General features: G+C 63.0%; 16 protein-coding genes. 3 read left to right on the top strand and 13 right to left on the bottom strand.

The window, feature by feature from the left end; genetic code table 11:
• Nucleotides 1–34: 34 nt before the first annotated feature.
• Both aroC and prmB read right to left on the bottom strand, forming a co-directional pair.
• A complete protein-coding gene (gene aroC, locus ACYQ12_RS07465) occupies nt 35–1120 on the bottom strand; it encodes a chorismate synthase (protein ID WP_459869660.1) in 1086 nt (361 codons plus the stop codon).
• Between the two features lie 18 nt (nt 1121–1138).
• Entirely contained in the window at nt 1139–2092 is a 954-nt protein-coding gene (gene prmB, locus ACYQ12_RS07460) for a 50S ribosomal protein L3 N(5)-glutamine methyltransferase (protein WP_459869657.1), read from the bottom strand.
• Nucleotides 2093–2229: 137 nt separating this feature from the next.
• Between prmB and ACYQ12_RS07455 the strand changes: the two genes are divergently transcribed.
• Nucleotides 2230–2817 carry a Smr/MutS family protein gene (locus ACYQ12_RS07455; protein ID WP_459869654.1) on the top strand — a complete coding sequence of 196 codons (588 nt, stop codon included), beginning with the start codon at nt 2230–2232 and terminating at the stop codon, nt 2815–2817.
• A gap of 12 nt (nt 2818–2829) precedes the next feature.
• Here the strand turns inward: ACYQ12_RS07455 and ACYQ12_RS07450 are convergent, their stop codons facing one another.
• Nucleotides 2830–3879, bottom strand: coding sequence for a patatin-like phospholipase family protein (locus ACYQ12_RS07450; protein ID WP_459869652.1), 1050 nt, complete (start codon nt 3877–3879; stop codon nt 2830–2832).
• Nucleotides 3880–3930: 51 nt separating this feature from the next.
• The gene (locus tag ACYQ12_RS07445; RefSeq protein ID WP_459869650.1) at nt 3931–4809 is read right to left on the bottom strand and encodes an alpha/beta fold hydrolase; all 879 of its coding nucleotides are present in this window, start codon (nt 4807–4809) and stop codon (nt 3931–3933) included.
• Nucleotides 4810–5146: 337 nt separating this feature from the next.
• Here ACYQ12_RS07445 and ACYQ12_RS07440 point away from each other — a divergent pair, with 337 nt between their 5' ends.
• Complete coding sequence (locus tag ACYQ12_RS07440) at nt 5147–6094, top strand: AEC family transporter (RefSeq protein ID WP_459869648.1); 948 nt, start codon at nt 5147–5149, stop codon at nt 6092–6094.
• 90 nt (nt 6095–6184) lie between these two features.
• Here ACYQ12_RS07440 and sixA read toward each other — a convergent pair whose 3' ends face one another.
• The 9 genes from sixA to ACYQ12_RS07395 all read right to left on the bottom strand — a co-directional run bounded on the left by sixA (nt 6185) and on the right by ACYQ12_RS07395 (nt 15915).
• A complete protein-coding gene (gene sixA / locus ACYQ12_RS07435; RefSeq protein ID WP_459869645.1) occupies nt 6185–6664 on the bottom strand; it encodes a phosphohistidine phosphatase SixA in 480 nt (159 codons plus the stop codon).
• Nucleotides 6661–7734: an NAD(P)H-dependent glycerol-3-phosphate dehydrogenase gene (locus tag ACYQ12_RS07430; protein WP_459869642.1), complete on the bottom strand. Its 1074-nt coding sequence runs from the start codon at nt 7732–7734 to the stop codon at nt 6661–6663. Before ACYQ12_RS07430 ends, sixA begins: the two co-directional genes overlap by 4 nt.
• A gap of 123 nt (nt 7735–7857) precedes the next feature.
• The gene (locus ACYQ12_RS07425) at nt 7858–9300 is read right to left on the bottom strand and encodes an NAD(P)(+) transhydrogenase (Re/Si-specific) subunit beta (protein WP_459869639.1); all 1443 of its coding nucleotides are present in this window, start codon (nt 9298–9300) and stop codon (nt 7858–7860) included.
• A 16-nt stretch (nt 9301–9316) separates the two neighbouring features.
• Nucleotides 9317–10888: a Re/Si-specific NAD(P)(+) transhydrogenase subunit alpha gene (locus ACYQ12_RS07420; RefSeq protein WP_459869636.1), complete on the bottom strand. Its 1572-nt coding sequence runs from the start codon at nt 10886–10888 to the stop codon at nt 9317–9319.
• 692 nt (nt 10889–11580) lie between these two features.
• On the bottom strand, nt 11581–12336 hold the full coding sequence (locus ACYQ12_RS07415; RefSeq protein WP_459869633.1) for a protein bax: 756 nt from the start codon (nt 12334–12336) through the stop codon (nt 11581–11583).
• Nucleotides 12337–12530: 194 nt separating this feature from the next.
• Nucleotides 12531–14435 carry a molecular chaperone HtpG gene (gene htpG / locus ACYQ12_RS07410; protein WP_459869630.1) on the bottom strand — a complete coding sequence of 635 codons (1905 nt, stop codon included), beginning with the start codon at nt 14433–14435 and terminating at the stop codon, nt 12531–12533.
• 98 nt (nt 14436–14533) lie between these two features.
• Nucleotides 14534–14989, bottom strand: coding sequence for a PaaI family thioesterase (locus tag ACYQ12_RS07405; RefSeq protein ID WP_459869628.1), 456 nt, complete (start codon nt 14987–14989; stop codon nt 14534–14536).
• The gene (locus ACYQ12_RS07400; protein ID WP_459869625.1) at nt 14986–15501 is read right to left on the bottom strand and encodes a PaaI family thioesterase; all 516 of its coding nucleotides are present in this window, start codon (nt 15499–15501) and stop codon (nt 14986–14988) included. Before ACYQ12_RS07400 ends, ACYQ12_RS07405 begins: the two co-directional genes overlap by 4 nt.
• A gap of 69 nt (nt 15502–15570) precedes the next feature.
• Nucleotides 15571–15915 (bottom strand): YkvA family protein, encoded by a 345-nt coding sequence (locus ACYQ12_RS07395; protein ID WP_459869622.1) that lies wholly within the window; start codon nt 15913–15915, stop codon nt 15571–15573.
• A 146-nt stretch (nt 15916–16061) separates the two neighbouring features.
• Here ACYQ12_RS07395 and ACYQ12_RS07390 point away from each other — a divergent pair, with 146 nt between their 5' ends.
• Nucleotides 16062–18023 carry a transglycosylase SLT domain-containing protein gene (locus ACYQ12_RS07390; RefSeq protein WP_459869619.1) on the top strand — a complete coding sequence of 654 codons (1962 nt, stop codon included), beginning with the start codon at nt 16062–16064 and terminating at the stop codon, nt 18021–18023.
• Nucleotides 18024–18025 lie beyond the last annotated feature (2 nt).

The following is an 18025-nucleotide window of genomic DNA, read 5'->3' as shown; positions in this document are numbered from 1 at the left end:
GCCCCCACGTTCGGTGGCGGCGAGAAGCGGCAGATCAGCGCAGGCGGGGAGTCGCGACACTCACGTCCATGTTCTGGGCGCGGTGACGCAGCAGATGATCCATCAGCGTCAGCGCCATCATCGCCTCGGCGATGGGCGTGGCGCGAATCCCCACGCAGGGGTCATGACGTCCTTTGGTGACCACCTCGACCGGATTGCCGTGCACGTCGATGGAACGCCCCGGCAGGGTAATGCTGGAGGTGGGCTTGAGCGCCAGGTGCGCGACGATCGGCTGCCCCGAGGAGATGCCACCCAGCACGCCGCCGGCATGGTTGGAGAGAAAGCCTTCGGGCGTCATCTCGTCGCGGTGTTCGCTGCCGCGCTGGGCGATGCTGGCGAAACCGTCACCGATTTCCACGCCCTTCACCGCATTGATGCTCATCAGCCCATGCGCCAGCTCGGCGTCGAGGCGATCGAAGACCGGTTCGCCCAGCCCCGTCGGTACGCCTTCGGCAACCACGGTGATGCGCGCCCCCACGGAGTCCTGATCGCGACGCAGCTGATCCATGAATGCCTCGAGCTCGGGTACCCGCTCGGGATCGGGGCAGAAGAAGGCATTCTCGTCGACGCTGTCCCAGGACTTGAAGGCGATCTCGAGCGAACCCAACTGGCTCATGTAACCGCGAATGCGGATGCCTTGTCCGGCCAGGTACTTCTTGGCGATCGCCCCGGCCGCCACGCGCATCGCCGTCTCGCGGGCACTGGAGCGCCCGCCGCCGCGATAGTCGCGGGTGCCGTACTTATGATGGTAGGTATAGTCCGCATGGGCCGGGCGGAACTGATCCTTGATCTTCGAGTAATCCTTGGAGCGCTGGTCGGTGTTTTCGATCAGCAGACCGATCGGCGTGCCGGTGGTCACGCCCTCGAAGACGCCGGAGAGGATGCGCACCTGATCGGCTTCGCGACGCTGGGTGGTGTGGCGCGAGGTCCCCGGACGACGACGGTCGAGATCGCCCTGCAGGTCGGCTTCGCTCAATGCCAGTCCCGGTGGGCAACCATCGACGATGGCGCCCAGTGCGGGCCCGTGACTTTCACCGAAGGTGGTAACGGTAAACAGCTTACCGAAGGTGTTGCCGGACATTGCGTATTCCTCGAATCCTCAGGCGAAAGACGCCGCATGCTCGTCAAGCTCACGGGCGGTCAAGGCGAAGACGCCCTGCCCGCCCCGCTCGAACTCCAGCCACAGGAACGGCACCTTGGGGAAGGCCGCCTCCAGGTGACGTTCGGAATTGCCGACCTCGACGATCAGCACGCCCTCCTTGGTCAGGTACTGGCGCGCCTCGCGCAGGATGCGTCGCACGATATCCAGGCCGTCCTTGCCCGCGCCCAGCGCCAGGGCGGGCTCGTGGCGAAACTCGGCGGGCATCGCCGCCAGATCGCGCTCGTCGACGTAGGGAGGATTGGAGATGATCAGGTCATACTGCTGTCCCGCCACGGCATCGAACAGGTCGGAGTGCACGGCGCGCACCCGCGTGCCGACGTCGTGACGGACGATGTTGGCCTTGGCCACGGCCAGGGCATCTTCGCTGATATCGACCAGATCGACCTCGGCGGTGGGCAGGTTGAGCGCCGTGGCGATCCCCATGCAGCCCGAACCGGTACACAGATCCAGCACCCGAGCGGGAGGCTCATTGGGGAACCAGGCCACGAAGCCGTGCTCGACCAGTTCGGCGATGGGGGAGCGCGGAATCAGCACACGCTCATCCACCTCGAAGGGGTAGCCGGCAAAGAAGGCCTCGCCGAGCAGGTAGGGCAACGGCGTGCGGGTTTCGATACGCGCACGAATCAGTGCCACGACACGCTTGCGCTCGACGAGCAGCAGCCGTGCATCCAGCACTGCAGGGTCGATGTCCCATGGCAGGTGCAACGCCCCCAGCACCAGCGCCACCGCCTCGTCCCAGGCACTGGCGGTACCATGGCCGAAATGCAGGCGATGGGCATGAAACTCGCTGCTCGCCCAACGCAGGCAATCGCGCAGGGTGATCAGCTCCTCGGCCAAGGCACCATCGTCAAGCGCAAGGGTCGAAACAGCAGACAGTCCGGAGTCAGACACGTGACGCCCCATAATAGAAGGATGGAAAGGAAAACAGCCGCCGATTGTAACCGTGCCCGGCGCCGGTTCACAGCCGTCGGCAAGCCAGTATACTGGAACATTCCTCTCCACTCTCGACGCCGACAACAGGAATGCCCATGAGCCGACGCCCCGGTACGCCCGACGACGAGGAGATCTCGCTGTTTCGCCAGGCGCTGGAGGAAGCCGGAGTGCGTCGTCTGACCAGCAACCGCGCCGACCCCGGCCGCAGGCGTCACCAGGACAAGGCCAGTCTGGCCGAACGGCGTGCCGCTGCCGCCAGTGCCGCGGCGGATGCCCCGACCAGCCGCACTTCGGACGGTCGGGTAGAGCCGATACGTCCCAGCCAGAGCCTCGACTTCGCCCTGCCCGACCTGCCCCACCGCACCCGCAGCCAGCTCAAGCGCGGCCAGATCCCTTGGGAGGCGGGACTGGACCTGCACGGCTACACCGTCGACGAGGCCCGCGCCGAACTGGAGAGCTTTCTCACCGATGCGCGAGCGCAGCGTGCACGTTGTGTGCTCGTGGTGCACGGCAAGGCGCGCACCAACATCAGCAGCGGCATGACCGACTACCCGGTCATCAAGAGCCATGTCAACGCCTGGCTGCGGGAATGGCCGGCGGTGCTGGCCTTCTGTTCGGCTCTGGATCTGGATGGCGGCACGGGTGCCGTCTACGTTCTGCTGCGCACACGCCGGGACATGTAGTCACCTTTCCGGTCACTTCCTCGCCGGCGGGAGATGGGGCGAAACCGGCCGCTCGGCGGACGCGGCACGCTCGCCGACACGGGACGTCTCACGCTTGCCCTCGTAGCGATCGATGGCCTGTGCCGCCAAATGACGCCCGAGTCTGATCAGGGCCTCGGCACGGTGGAACTCGTAGGCGTTGCATACCGTCTTGGGGATCTCGACCAGTACATCCGGCGGATACCCCGCCACCTTGTACTTGGCCAGGGCCGCCTGGGCAATGTCGAAGGAAGACAGCACCATGTCCAGTCGTCCCCAGGCCCGTTCACTGGCTGCGTGGGGACGCCCTTCCACCTCATCGCTCTCCCCTCCCATGTCAGCAGTCCCCACATCGAGCATGCGCAGGGCGCGCTGACGCATACCGCCCAGCCAGCCACTGAAGCGCTGGCCGGCCGCCGCGCGGGCCTGTTCCCGGGCTTCCTCTGCCGCCGCCTCTTCGGGAGGAAGCAACTCCTCGAGCGACACGGGGCGTGAGGACTGGGCCGTGGCGTTGACCGCAAGGATCAGATCGGCATGCGCCGACACGGTCGGGATGATCGGCAGGGGATTGAGCAATCCGCCATCCACCAGCACCTGCTCCCCCAGATGGACCGGCGTAATGAGCCCGGGCACGGCGATGGAAGCGCGAATGGCCTGCAACAAAGGGCCGCTCTGAAACCAGACCTCACGCTGACGCACCAGGTCGGTGGCCACGGTCGTGAAGGGAATCGGCAACTCCTCGATACGTGTCTCGCCGATCAGCCCCGAAAGTTTGCTCATCACCTTGCTGGCCCGCATCGCCCCCATCGGACTCCAGGTCACGTCGACCAGGCGCAGCACATCGAAGTAGTCGAGCCGGCATACCCAGTCGCGATAGCCCTCGAGCTGCCCCGCCGCGTATATGCCGCCGATCACCGCTCCCATCGAACATCCCGAGATCGCCACGATGTCATAACCGCGCGCCGTGACCTCGTCGATGACTCCAATATGTGCATAGCCGCGCGCACCGCCGCTTCCCAGCACCAGTGCGATACGCTTGTTCATCGCCTCCCTCCGACCTCTGTCGTCATTGCGCTTCCGGCATGCCTGGCGTCTCTAACCGGCCTTCGACGGCCGATGTACGTGCCCGACGATGGTCTGCGCCACGCGCGACACCGCACCGGTTTCGAGATGCAGATGATGACCACCCGGCAGTACCTCGCGGCACAAGCACCGCACTGCGCCACGAGCCTGTGATGCAAAGTCACGCTTAACCATGATCCCTTCTTCACCCTCGATCAATAGCACCGGCGCCTCGATCGCCTTGAGGATGACCAGCACCTGCTCCGGTGTGAATCGCACCAGCGACGGTCGCAGTAGTCGCGTATCGGTACGCAACCGTACATGCCCCGTGCCGTCGTCTTCTACGTTGCGTGCCACCAGCGGTGCCGCGGTGGCGGCATCGATCGGGGTCACGCCGCCGGCAACGCGGGCCGCAATCGCCGTCTCCAGGTCCGGATAGCGCGGCACGCCGGATGCCGGGCGGCGGTGATCCAGCAATCCCTTGCGAAGCTGCTTGACCGTATCCTCGACGGGGGTGGTCAACGCCCCCAGCCCATCGATCAACACCAGGCGCTCGACGCGCTCCGGCAGGGTCGCAGCCGTGAGGCAGGCCACTCCCGCGCCCATGGAGTGAGCCAGTAGCGTAGCCCTGTCCAGCGCCAACGCATCGAGTACATCGATCACGTCGCCCACATAGTCCCACATGGCATAATCGCCCCCCGCAGGACGCGGCTGCGACAGGCCGTGACCGGCGAAATCGATGGCCACGATGCGAAGGCCCAACTGCTCCGCGAGCAGCGGTGCCAGGCGGCTGAAGCTGGCGGCATTGTCGAGCCAGCCATGCAGCGCCAGCCACACGGGGGCGTCGGTATCGCCCCAGCTCAGGGCCGCGATCCGGCCTTCGGCCAGCGTCAGCGTTTCGGGATCGGTCATGGGAAACTCCGTATTATTGTGGGCGGGTCGCCTGGCAGAGCGTTCGAGCCAATGATGCGCTTGGCTGCACCGCTAGGCGTAGCAGACTAACGGGTTTACCATGAAACGCCTGTCTGCCAAAGCCTGCGATGGCCGCTCGGGAGTGGACATTCGTTGTGTCCCTCTGCCCGTGCCGGCGTCCTGCGGCATTCTCTTTATCCAGGATCAAGGAAACCGTCGTGCCCAAGCCTCGTCCCACTCGCGATACCCGTCTGAGAAACCGGTTGTTCTGGCTCATCGTTGCCGCAGCTATCGTGGTGGGTCTGGTACTCGTCAGGCAGGGGGGCTGAGGCGCTGCATGGATCTTATCGCCGTTTTCACCCACACCCTTGAGGTGACTCTGCCGGTATTTGCCATGGTGTTCATCGGCATCGGTCTGAAGCGTATCGGCTGGATCGATGCACACTTCATCTCGATGGCGTCGGCCCTGGTGTTCAAGGCCACCATGCCGACCCTGATCTTTCTCAGCATCATCCGTGCCGACCTCGACGCCACGCTCAATCCCAAACTGCTGGGCTTTTTTGCCGTCGCTACCCTGACGACATTCCTGCTTAGCTGGCTGTGGGCCAGTTGGCGCGTGCCCCATTCCGATCGCGGGGTTTACGTGCAGGGCGCCTTTCGTGGCAACTGCGGCATCGTCGGCATTGCGCTGGCCGCCAGCATGTACGGCGATTACGGGCTCTCCGCCGGCGGGTTGCTGCTGGGAGTGGTGATTCTTTCCTACAATGCGCTGTCGGTGGTGGTACTGGCGACCTATCAGCCAGGCGAGCGCGCCGACTGGCGCAACGTCCTGACGCACATCATCCGCAACCCCCTGATCATCGCCGTACTGCTGGCCATCCCGACCGCCTGGTCCGGCATCTCGCTCCCCGGCTGGGTCATGACCAGCGGCAACTACTTCGCCTCGCTTACCCTGCCCCTGGCCCTGATCTGCATCGGCGGCACGCTATCCGTAGGTGCCCTTCGCAACGACAGTACCACCGCCTTCGACGCCAGCCTGATGAAGATGGTGCTGTTACCGATCCTCGCCACCGCCACGGCCTGGCTGGTCGGTTTCTCCGGCCCCGAGCTCGGCCTGCTGTTTCTGTTCTTCGCCAGCCCAACGGCAGCGGCAAGCTTCGTGATGGTCAAAGCGATGGGCGGCAACGCCAACCTGGCGGCGAACATCATCGCCATCACTACCTTGATGGCCAGTGTGACCATTACCGCGGGAGTGTTCGCGCTGCGTGTCAGCGGCTTGATCTGAAGCCCCCGTTCACCACTTCGTGCTGCTCGCGACCACCGCTTCGCGAATGGCTCAAGTATCGTACTGGCGCCAGCATGCTGCTTTTCCGGCTCAGGAAACGTCCGCGGGAGCCCGCCAGTCGATCAGTTGCGCGCAGCCGGCGGCCCACACGTCGGCTTCCAGCAGAGCGACAGTCGCCGTGGCCATCGGACGGCTGGCCCGGCGTTCGCCATCCACCAGTCGGCCGACGAGACTGCCAACCAGCGGCATGTGACTGACCAGCAACCATGGCGTGTCATCGCCGTGCTCCTGCAGCCAGTCGATTACCGCTTCCGGAGGGTCATCCGGCGTCAGGCACGATACCGTTTCGATCTCCTTGCCTAGCGCTTCGGCGACTCGCTTCGCCGTTTGCTGCGCTCGCACGAGAGGGCTCGCGGCAATGCGCAGCGCCTGTCGTCCCCGATCGTCGAGACGCGAGCGCAGCCACCGTGCCATGCGCTCGGCCTCCTCTTCACCGCGCGCGGTCAGCCTGCGCTGTTCATCGGGAAATCCCGGCGCCGCCTCGCCATGGCGCATGATCAGTAACATCATGTGTCTTTCTCCGCCCCGGGCTCGAGCCGACGGGCCTGAACGACATCCTCGCGCGACAGCACGAACTCCACGTCACTGCTCTGTTCGTTCTGCATCAGCATCTGCGCCATGCGCCGGGCCGGCACGCCATTGAACAGGACCTGGTAAAGCCCCTCCGCCAGAGGCATGTAGATGCCGTCACGCCGCGCCCGCTCGCAGACCAGGCTCACCGTGTTGACCCCTTCGGCAACCTGGCCGAGCGACTCCACGGCTTCTTCCAGAGTCCGCCCCTCGCCGAGTGCATAGCCCACCCGGTAGTTGCGCGACAGGCTCGACGAGCATGTGACGATGAGGTCTCCCACCCCGGCCAGGCCGATGAAGGTCATGGGATTGGCCCCCAGCGCCACGGCGAAGCGACTCATTTCGGCCAGCGCACGGGTCATCAGCATGCTGCGGGTGTTTTCGCCCATGCCCAGCGCCGCGGCCATGCCGGCAGCGATGGCGTAGATATTCTTGAGTGCGCCGCCCAGTTCGACGCCGTAGCGGTCATTGCTGGCATAGACGCGAAAATAATCACAGCCCAGCGCGGTCTGGACCCGGGCGCGGGTCAAGGCATCGTCGCTGGCGATCACCGTGGCAGTGAGTTGTTTCTGAGCGATTTCGGTGGCCAGGTTGGGGCCGGAAAGCACGCCGATATGCGAAAAGCCCGTTTCCTCGACGAGTATCTCACTCATCAGCTTGAACCCTTCCGCCTGGATGCCCTTGGTGGTGCTGACCAGTATCTGGCGGGCATTCAGCCAAGGACGCGCCTGACGTACCACCGCCGCGAAAGCCTTCGAGGGGATGGCGATGAAGACGAGCTCCGCATCCTCGAGCGCTGCCGACATCTCCTCCGAGGCGACCACCGCGGAATTGATGGCGTAGTCGGGCAGATACCGGCCATTGCGATGCTCGCGGTTGATCTGCGCTACCAGCTCGGGATCACGCAGCCACTGACGCACCCGGGCTCCATTGTCGGCGGCAATGCTGGCGATGGCGGTGCCGAAGCTTCCTCCGCCCAGTACCGCGACCTTCAGGCGATCCTCAGTCATGCTCGCTTCCTAGACGCAAAATGATAGGTTCATTGTAACGAATAACGCCCCGGATCGGGGCGTTGACAGTGCCTGGAGCGCCTGGACTGATCTGCCAGTCCAGGCGTTACTTACCTTGTGGCTTTACTCGATCATCGGTACCAGAGCCCCGATGCTGGATTTGGCATCGCCATAGAGCATGCGGGTATTGTCCTTGAAGAACAACGGGTTCTCGATGCCTGAATAGCCGGTTCCCTGCCCTCGCTTGCAGACGAACACCTGCTTGGCCTCCCAGACTTTCAGTACCGGCATGCCGGCGATGGGACTGTTGGGGTCTTCCTGGGCGGCGGGGTTGACGATGTCATTGGAGCCGATGACGATCACCACGTCGGTCTCGGCGAAATCGTCGTTGATCTCATCCATCTCCAGCACGATGTCGTAGGGCACCTTGGCCTCCGCGAGCAGCACGTTCATGTGCCCCGGCAGGCGCCCGGCCACCGGGTGGATGGCGAAACGTACCGTCTTGCCGGCGGCGCGTAGCTTGCGGGTGAGCTCACTGACCGCATTTTGCGCCTGGGCGACCGCCATGCCGTAGCCTGGCACGATGATGACACTGTCGGCATCGTTGAGCGCGTTGGCCACACCGCTGGTGTCGATGGCCACTTGCTCGCCCTCGATCTCCGCGGCCTCCCCTTTGCTGCCGCCGAAGCCTCCCAGGATCACGTTGATGAAGTTACGGTTCATCGCCTTGCACATGATGTAGGAAAGGATGGCACCTGAGGACCCCACCAGGGCACCGGTCACGATCAGCAGATCGTTGGAGAGGGTGAAACCGATGGCCGCCGCCGCCCAGCCGGAGTAGCTGTTGAGCATCGAGACCACCACCGGCATGTCGGCCCCGCCGATGCCCATGATCAGGTGATAGCCGATGAAGAACGCCAGAGCCGCCAGCAGCAGGAGTGTCCAGAAACCTGCACCGTTGAGGTAGGCGATCGCCAGCAACAGTGCCAGTACCGCCGCTCCGGCATTGAGCATGTGCCCTCCCGGCAACTGGCGCGGCTTGCCGTCGATCTTGCCGGCGAGCTTGCCGAAGGCGACCACCGATCCGGTGAAGGTCACTGCACCGATGAACACGCCCAGTACCACTTCCACCTGCAGGAAAGTGAGCTCCGCGGGTGTCTTGTGCGCCACCAGGGCGGCGAAGGCGGAGAAGCGCTCGCTGGCAATGCCGTAGAGCTGGCTGGCCAGTACGCGACGCCGCTCCAGATCGGCATTGAAACCGACGAACACTGCGGCCAACCCCACGAAGGAGTGAAGCGCTGCAACCAGCTGCGGCATCTCGGTCATGTCGACCTTCTTGGCCAGATAGGCCCCGATCGCCGCCCCGATGATCATCATCGGGATCATCCACCAGTAGCCACCGATGCCCGGCCCGAAGGCGGTGAAGAAGACCGCTACGGCCATGCCGACGATGCCGTACCATACCGCCCGCTTGGCCTTCTCCTGATTGCTCAATCCTCCCAGCGAGAGAATGAACAGCACACTTGCCGCAATCGACGCGGCAGATACGAATCCCTGACTCAACATGTCGTGTCTCCGCCGCTTAGGATTTCTGGAACATGGCCAGCATCCGGCGTGTCACCAGGAAGCCGCCCACGATATTGATGGTGGCGATCAGCACCGAGATCCCCGCCAGCAGTCCGACCAGCCAACTGCCAGAGCCGATCTGCAGTACCGCCCCCAGCACGATGATGCCGGAGATGGCATTGGTGACCGCCATCAGCGGCGTGTGCAGCGAGTGGCTCACGCCCCAGATCACCTGGAAGCCCACGAAACAGGACAGGGCGAAGACGATGAAGTGCTGCATGAACGACGCCGGTGCCACCTGACCCAGCAACAGCATCAACGCACCGCCTACGGCGAGCAGCGTGACCTGGCGCTTGGTCTGGGCCATGAAGGCGGCGTGCTCGGCGGCTTTCCTTTCCTCCGGCGTGGGTTCCTTGGGCTTCTCCTTGGGCTTGGCGGCCCCGATGGCTTTCACCTTGGGCGGCGGCGGCGGGAAGGTGATCTCGCCCTCGTGAGTCACCGTGGCACCACGGATGACATCGTCCTCCATGTTGTGCTTGATCACGCCATCCTTCTCCGGCGTGAGATCGGTAAGCATGTGACGGATATTGGTGGCGTAGAGCAGCGAGGCCTGGGTGGCCATCCGCGACGGGAAATCGGTATAGCCGACGACGATCACGCCGTTATCGGTGACGATGCGCTCATCGGGTACGGTCAGATCGCAGTTACCGCCCTTTTCGGCGGCCAGATCGACGATCACCGAGCCGGGCTTCATGGCCTTGACCATGTCCTCGAGCCACAGCTTGGGTGCCGGCCGGCCCGGGATCAGTGCGGTGGTGATGACGATATCCACCTCGGGTGCCTGGCTGCGGAACAGCGCCAACTGCTTTTCGCGGAACTCGGGGCTCGAAGGCGCCGCATAGCCGCCACTGCCCGAACCGTCCTGGCTGTCCTCGAAGTCGAGAAACAGAAATTCGGCGCCCATCGACTCGATCTGCTCGGCCACTTCGGGGCGTACGTCGAAGGCCCGCACTACCGCCCCGAGACTGGTGGCAGTACCGATGGCCGCAAGCCCCGCCACCCCGGCGCCGACTACCAGCACCTTGGCCGGCGGCACCTTGCCCGCCGCCGTGACCTGTCCGGTGAAGAAGCGCCCGAACTGGTTGCCTGCCTCGATCACCGCGCGGTAACCGGCAATATTGGCGGTACTCGACAGGGCATCCATCTTCTGGGCGCGTGAGATTCGCGGCACCATATCCATGGCGATCACGCTGGCGCCCCGGTCCTTGCAGCGCTCGAGCATCGCTTCGTTCTGGGCCGGCCAGAAGAACGAGATCAGTGTCTGATCTTTACGCAGGCGGTCGGCTTCCTCTTCGGAGGGCTCGCGAACCTTGATGACGATATCAACGCCGTCCCAGAGAGCCTGGGCGGTATCCACGACGGTAACCCCTGCGTCTCGATAGGCATCATCATTGAAGCCTGCCAGCTCACCAGCGCCGGTCTCCACGAAACACTCATGCCCCAGTTTCTGGATATGCTGGGCGCTCTCCGGGGTCAGCGCGACGCGCGCCTCACCCCGCGCCGTCTCCTTGGGTGCTCCAATCCTCACGACAGGTCCCCCTCGCAACGCTCCATGTGGCTTAAGGGCGCAACGTTTCGCGCCGACATCGTTGTCTTCTGCATCCTATCGCTCCTTGTCTGCAAAAAGTCGTGGTATCGCGGTATTTCTATATCCGGCATCTGACTTGGCGACCTGGTCTGACCGACCTGATAGATCGTTGGCAGGACGCGTCCGTGCTCCCATGCGATTCACCCTACAAGTGACACGATTGACTATTACAGGAATGAAAGGAAATCATTGTTTTGCTAAAAGCGTCTGAAGGTCAAGACGAGTTTTATAAAAACCCATTCATAAACAGCATGTTATATTAACCATAACGCTTCGCTTATAGCCGAAAAAAAAGCATAACCTACTGTTGGCTATGGAAAATTCATTGAAAATCACATAAACATGAAAAGCTTATGGCAGCCATAAGCTTATCTTTATGTTAGAGGAAAGGAGTATTGGCAAGTGTCCCGGGCAATCCGGCAACAATATAATAATTACGCGGCATACCCGGGAAGACATAAATTTTTCGACCACTCAATAGGACCTATGAGGGATCCGTCGGAGCGTAGGTTTCAGCTTGAATGATGCAATTATTTTCAACAAGAAGAGTCGCCTCATGAGAAAATCCATGGCGCCCCGGTCAAGCTGGCGCCATGGATTTAACTGACGAAACGAATGGACGTGAGCGCGTATCAGGCCGGGCTGTCTTCGCTGCTATGGTAGCGGATCAGGCGGCCGTTGGTGCGCAACAGCGACAGCAGCACGTCGAAGTAGTCATCCCGCACGGAGTAGCTCTCCAGCGTCGGAATCAGTGCCGCGGCGGTCACGGCGCTTCCGCTACTGGCCAGGGTGGCACGACGCTTGCGCATGCTCTCGTAGGCCCCGTGGGTATTCAGATTGTGCAGATAAGCCCGCACGCTGTCCTGAACCGTCGCGAAGCTCTGGTAACGACGCGACGAGCCTTGCTGACCGATACCGCACTGCTGACTGAAGCAGCGCAGGCCGAACAGGTTGTTGCCTTCGCGGGCGAATCGCGACGTTCCCCACCCCGACTCTTCAACCGCCTGGATGACCACCATCTCGAGAGGGAGAGTGTCGACGCGCATCAGCAGCCGCTTGCTGACCTTGCCCTCGTCGCACTCGAGACCGTAACTGCTGCAGATATCCGCAAGGCGGGTCCGCTCGGCCTCGCCCAAGGCGCCCTTGCGATCACGCAGTGCCAGTAGCCACTGTCGATCAGCGGCGATTCGGGCATTTTCGGTTTCGACCAGGGGCACGACCAGTTCGAGAAAGGCCGCCTTGCGCTGGGGGCCGGCGGAGATTTCTCGCAGGTCGGGCAGCGCTTCGAGCGGATCGACGGGAGAGAACTTGGAGTCACGTACGGTTTCGGATGAAGGTTCGGCCTGAGCCGTCATCGGAAACGGGGCGAAACTGACACCAAGACTCAAGACAACTGCGAGGGCGAGAGGTGCCCGCCATCGCCGGGCAGGTAGAAAGCGTCGTTGCATCACGACCCCTCCATGGATGGGAGTGGGCAAGATTAGCAGCATCCTTCGTCAGCGCTAAGCATTAAATTCGTCTGCCAAACGAAACGGCCGGCCACTTGGGCCGGCCGGGTCAGCGCTTGCCTGCCCGCAGAGGCTTAGGCGGTCAGTAAACCGTTGAGACGCTTGACGTAAGCCGCCGGGTCCTCGAGGTGGCCACCTTCGGCGATGATCGCCTGATCGAGCAGGATATGCGCAAGATCGGCGAAGGAAGCATCCGAGGCAGTCTCGAGCCGCGCCACCAATGCATGCTCGGGATTGAGTTCGAGAATCGGCTTGACCTCGGGCAGCTTCTGGCCCGCCGCCTCCATCAACCGGCGCATCTGGAAGCCCATCTCATGTTCGGGCAGCACCACACAGGCCGGAGAATCGGTCAGACGATGCGTGACCTTGACCTCCTGCACCTCGTCACCCAGTGCCTCCTTGACGCGCTTGACCAGATCCTCCTTGGCCTTGGCAGTCTCCTCCTGCGCCTTCTTCTCCTCTTCGCCCTCGATGTCGCCCAGGTCCAGCTCGCCCTTGGCCACGTCGACGAAGCCCTTGCCGTCGAACTCGTTGAGATGGCTCATCAGCCATTCATCGACGCGATCGCTGAGCAACAGCACCTCGACGCCCTTCTTGCGGAAGATCTCCAGATGCGGGCTATGACGCGCCGCATTGAAGCTGTCGGCGACGATATAGTAGATCTTCTGCTGACCTTCCTTCATGCGTCCCACGTAATCGGCCAACGACTGGTCCTGTACGGCACTGTCGGTGTGAGTCGTGGAGAAGCGCAGCAGCTCGCTGATCTTGTCGCGGTTGGCGAAGTCCTCGGCCGGGCCTTCCTTCAGCACGCTGCCGAAGGTGTTCCAGAAGGTCTGGTACTTCTCCTCGTCCTTGGCCAGCTTCTTGAGCATGTCCAAGGCGCGCTTGGTCAACGCCGACTTCATCTTGTCGACCTGCGGATCCTGCTGCAGCAGCTCGCGGGAGACATTGAGCGACAGATCCTTGGTATCGACCACGCCCTTGATGAAGCGCAGATACAGCGGCAGGAACTGCTCGGCGTCGTCCATGATGAACACGCGCTGTATGTAGAGCTTCAGGCCGCGCGCGCCATCGCGTTCATACAGATCGAACGGCGCACGGCCGGGGACGAACAGCAGGCTGGTGTACTCGAGCTTGCCCTCGACCTTGTTGTGGCTCCAGATCAGCGGATCGCTGAAGTCATGGGCCACATGCTTGTAGAACGCCGTGTATTCCTCGTCGCTGATCTCGGACTTGGGACGTACCCACAGCGCCTGCGCTTCGTTGACGGTTTCCCAGGTGACGACTTCGCTGCCTTCGATCTCGTTGCCGTCATCGTCCTTGGCGGTTTCGGTTGTGGGCATGCGCACCGGCACTTCGATATGGTCGGAGTACTTGCGTACCAGCGACTTCAGACGATAGTCGTCGGCAAACTCCTTGGCATCACTCTTGAGATGCAGAACGATTTCCGTTCCCCGCTGCGGCTTGTCGACGTCCGCCACGGTGAATTCGCCTTCGCCCCGGGAGCGCCACTCCACGCCCTGATCGGCAGGCAGGCCGGCGCGGCGGGAACGTACGGTGATCTCATCGGCGACAATGAAGCCGGAATAGAAGCCGACACCAAACTGACCGATCAGCTTGGCATCCTTCTGCTTCTCGCCGGAGAGCTGCTTGAGGAACTCGGCGGTACCGGAGCGAGCGATGGTGCCCAGATTCTTGACGACTTCCTCGCGGCTCATGCCGATGCCGTTGTCACGCAGCGTGATGGTACCGGCTTCAGCGTCGTGCTCGATCTCGACCCGCAGCTCACTGTCACCCTCGTAGAGGGCATCGTTATCGAGCGCTTCATAGCGCAGCTTGTCGCAGGCGTCGGCAGCGTTGGAAATCAGCTCGCGCAGGAATATCTCCCGGTTGGAATACAGGGAGTGGATCATCAGGTGCAGCAGTTGCTTGACTTCGGTCTGAAAACCCAGAGTTTCTTCATGGGTGGCGGTGGTCATGTGGCGAGCCCCTCATGGCGTGTCGGAATTGACGATGTCCTCCGATATGGGGCTTGCCGGACACTTTTCAAGCGCTCGGCTTACGCCGAACCTTCGTATCAGACAGAATCGAGCATGAAATGCATGCGTGCCGTGGCCACCGGATTCGCCTCATCCTCCTGCCAGGCCCGTACGCGCACGTTGGCCAGGCGGCTGCCCTCACGCAGCAGCTCGCACCGAGCGTGCGTCGCCTTGAGCTTCGCCGGGCGCAGATAGTCGATGGAGAAATCGATGATCTTGGGCAGGCGGGCCGTCTTCACGGCGAGCATGGCATCCAGGGTGGCAGCGGTTTCCATGAATGCCGCCACCACGCCACCATGCACGGCCTGCAGCAGGACGTTACCGACGTTGTGGTCGTTGGCCGCCAGGGTGAAGCACCACCCCTGGGCATCATGGATGGCGCTGACACCGATACGCCGGGCGTACGGCATATCCGCCAGTACCGCCTCGAGATTGCGTGCCTGGCGCATCTCCATCAGCCAATCCTGCATGCTGGCCGGTTCCTGCATGGTCATTTCCTCTCCCCTGAAGCATCGTCACCGAACAGTGCCGCAGCGAAGCCGGGCGGTGTATTGCGCTCCCCCAAGCGCACGAAATTACCCACGCCGCGGGCGACCGGACGTCCTTCTTCCTGCCACAGCGTTCCCTCGGTGAAGACCATCGAGGCCGTAACATGCACCACCCGCGCCTCACCGAAGAGGTCTCTTCCAGACATGGCCGGGCGAAAGTGGTCGACGCGCAGGTCCAGGGTCGGACAGACTTCCGGCGACGGCAGGCCACACAGCACGGCACTGCCGCACAGCGTGTCCAACAGCATCGACAGCACACCGCCATGCACCAGCCCACGCCGGGAGTCGCCCTGCAAATCGTCATGCCAGGGCAGGCGCATGCGCACCATGGGCGGCGCTGCCTCCACCACCTCGAGCCCCAATTCACGGGTATGCGGGATGACCCGGACAAACCGTGACAGGGCCTGGCGCCATGCGTCAGGCGTTCGTGTCAGCGCAGGGCAGGAGTCGTCAGCCATTTCAAACCCTCGTTTCATACCTAGGGCCACGATAGGCCGGTACGTCAGCAGGCACAATCGACCAAAAGGCTAGTCACGGTGCTCTTCCAATTCGGGCGGCGGGTCGATCCCCTTCCAGCGGCGATAATCGGCCAAGGCATTGTCCACCCGGGTCAGCAGCCAGCCGACGATGAAGACATCATCCACCAACCCTACCAACAGCAGGACATCGGGTATCAGGTCGAAAGGCAGGATCAGATAGCCCAGCGACGCCAGCATCCAGAAAAAGGCCGCCCAGGGTACCGGACGATAGCGGCCACTGAGCACATCGCGAGTCATCGGTACGAATACCCGTAGCGCCCGGCTGATCTTCATCAGCGCCCCACCCCGGCGTTTCAGGCGCGACCACACGCCCCACATTCGAAATAGCTTCATGATGACTCTCCTTTACGACACAATAAGCGAGCACTTACACTTTGGTTACGCATTGTCTCTTCTTAACGACACTACTCAACGCCGCGCGCTTAAGAGAGGATGCACAAATACGCCCCCTGCCAGGCAAGCATAGGAGATACCGGGTCATGTCGAGACTGTGCCCACCAAGACGCTGGCTGGCCCTGCTGGTCGCCGGTACGCTGAGTTTTACTGTCATGGGCAACGCCTTCGCCCTCGACGCCAGCGATCAGGCCATGAAGCAGGCGCTGGCCGCAGCCCGCCATCATCAATGGGAGCGTATCGAGCAGGTCGCCGTCGAAGATCACATCCTTGCCGGATACGTGGAATATCATCGCCTGCTTTCACGCCTTTCCAGTGCCGCAACTGCCGAAGTACAGAGCTATCTCGAACGCTACGCCGACTCGCCACTCAGCGACTGGATGCGGGGGCAGGCCCAACTGAGTTTCGGTAGAGCCGGACGCTACCAGGATCTGCTGACGATCAGCGACGGCGAACCGGCCGGCGTCATTCGTCAGTGTTACTACTACACCGCCCTGCTCGACACGGAGCCTGCACGAGCCGCCGAAGGCGGCCGGGCGCTGTGGCGAGTGGGCAGATCCCAGCCCGACGCCTGCGATACGCTGTTCGACACCTTACGTGCGCGAGGCGAGATTACCGATCAAGACGTCTGGGTGCGCATGATGCTGGCTTGGGAAGCGGGCGAAAGCGGTCTGATGAAGTATCTTGGCCGCCAACTGGGTAGCCAGTGGCAGGACGGCCTCGACGCCGTGCAACGCTTGAGCAAGGACTACGCTGCCATCACGCAGGTGCCGGTCAATGTCGGCCCCGGCGGTGAAGGAAGCGGCGCCATGTTCGCCGCGGCCATGTACGGCTTCACCCGCGCCGACACCGAGGCCGCGCTTGAAGCCTGGCGCAAGATTGGCCCCCATGTCCCGGTCAGCGATACCCAGCGTCACGCTATCGAGCACGACTTGGCCTTTTACACCATGGCGCGTGAAGTCGAGAACAATCAGGGCTGGGTCGACGAAGTCCTGCCACGCCTCGCCGACGGTGATCTTCTTGAGCTGCGTGTGCGTCGTGCGCTGGCCGAAAGGCAATGGCAGGAAGTCATTGACTGGGTGCATGCCATGCCCGATGACCCGCGTCAGGATGCCCGCTGGCAGTACTGGCTAGGGCGCGCGCTCGAGCAGCTCGGCGACTCCCGGACGGCAGAGAAGGCCTATGCCGCTGCCGCCAGCGAGCGCAGCTTCTTCGGCTTTGCCGCAGCCGACCGTCTCGGACGTCCCTACGACCTGAACCATACGCCCGCCACCTTCACTCCTCTGCAACGGGAGCTGGTCGCGCTGAGTCCCGCCGTGCAGCGTACCGAGGCCCTGATGCGCATCGGGGAGCATGGGCTGGCACGCAGCGAATGGTACGCTGCCGTCGCCCGGGCCAGCGAAGACGAAGCGAAAGCGCTGGCGGATTACGCCCTGGAGCGCGGCTGGTATGCCATGACAGTCCACTCCACCATCACCGCCAAGCTCTGGGATGCCCTGGAATGGCGCTTCCCCGCCGCCTATCGCGACAGTTTCATGAAATGGAGCAGCGCTGCCAATGTCGATCCCTATCTACTGATGGGTATCGCACGACGCGAGAGCGCCTTCAACCCTGAGGCCATGTCGCCGGTCGGCGCCCGGGGACTCATGCAACTGATGCCGGGCACTGCCAAGCTGGTGAGCCGGACGCTGGGCATTCCTGCCCCGAGCGCGGCCGGGCTGCTGGACCCGCAGACCAACATCCAGCTGGGCAGCGCCTACATCAAGGACATGCTCGACCGCTACCGCGGCAATCGTATCGCGGCGACTGCGGCCTACAATGCCGGGCCGGGACGCGTCGATCGCTGGCTGCGTGACGCCCCGCAGGAATTCGATCTCTTCGTCGAAAGCATTCCCTTCCGCGAAACCCGGGACTATGTCCAGGCGGTCCTGGCCTACCGCGTCATCTTCGAGAGCCTAGCCAAGGGCGGCGACACACAGGAGGTGGCAATGCTGTCTCCGGCCGAAACGTCGGGCCGCTACGATGCCTCGCTGCTGGCACGCAATTGAGC

This window comes from Halomonas shantousis (assembly GCF_054654615.1).
This window is presented reverse-complemented; position numbering and strand designations above follow the sequence as displayed.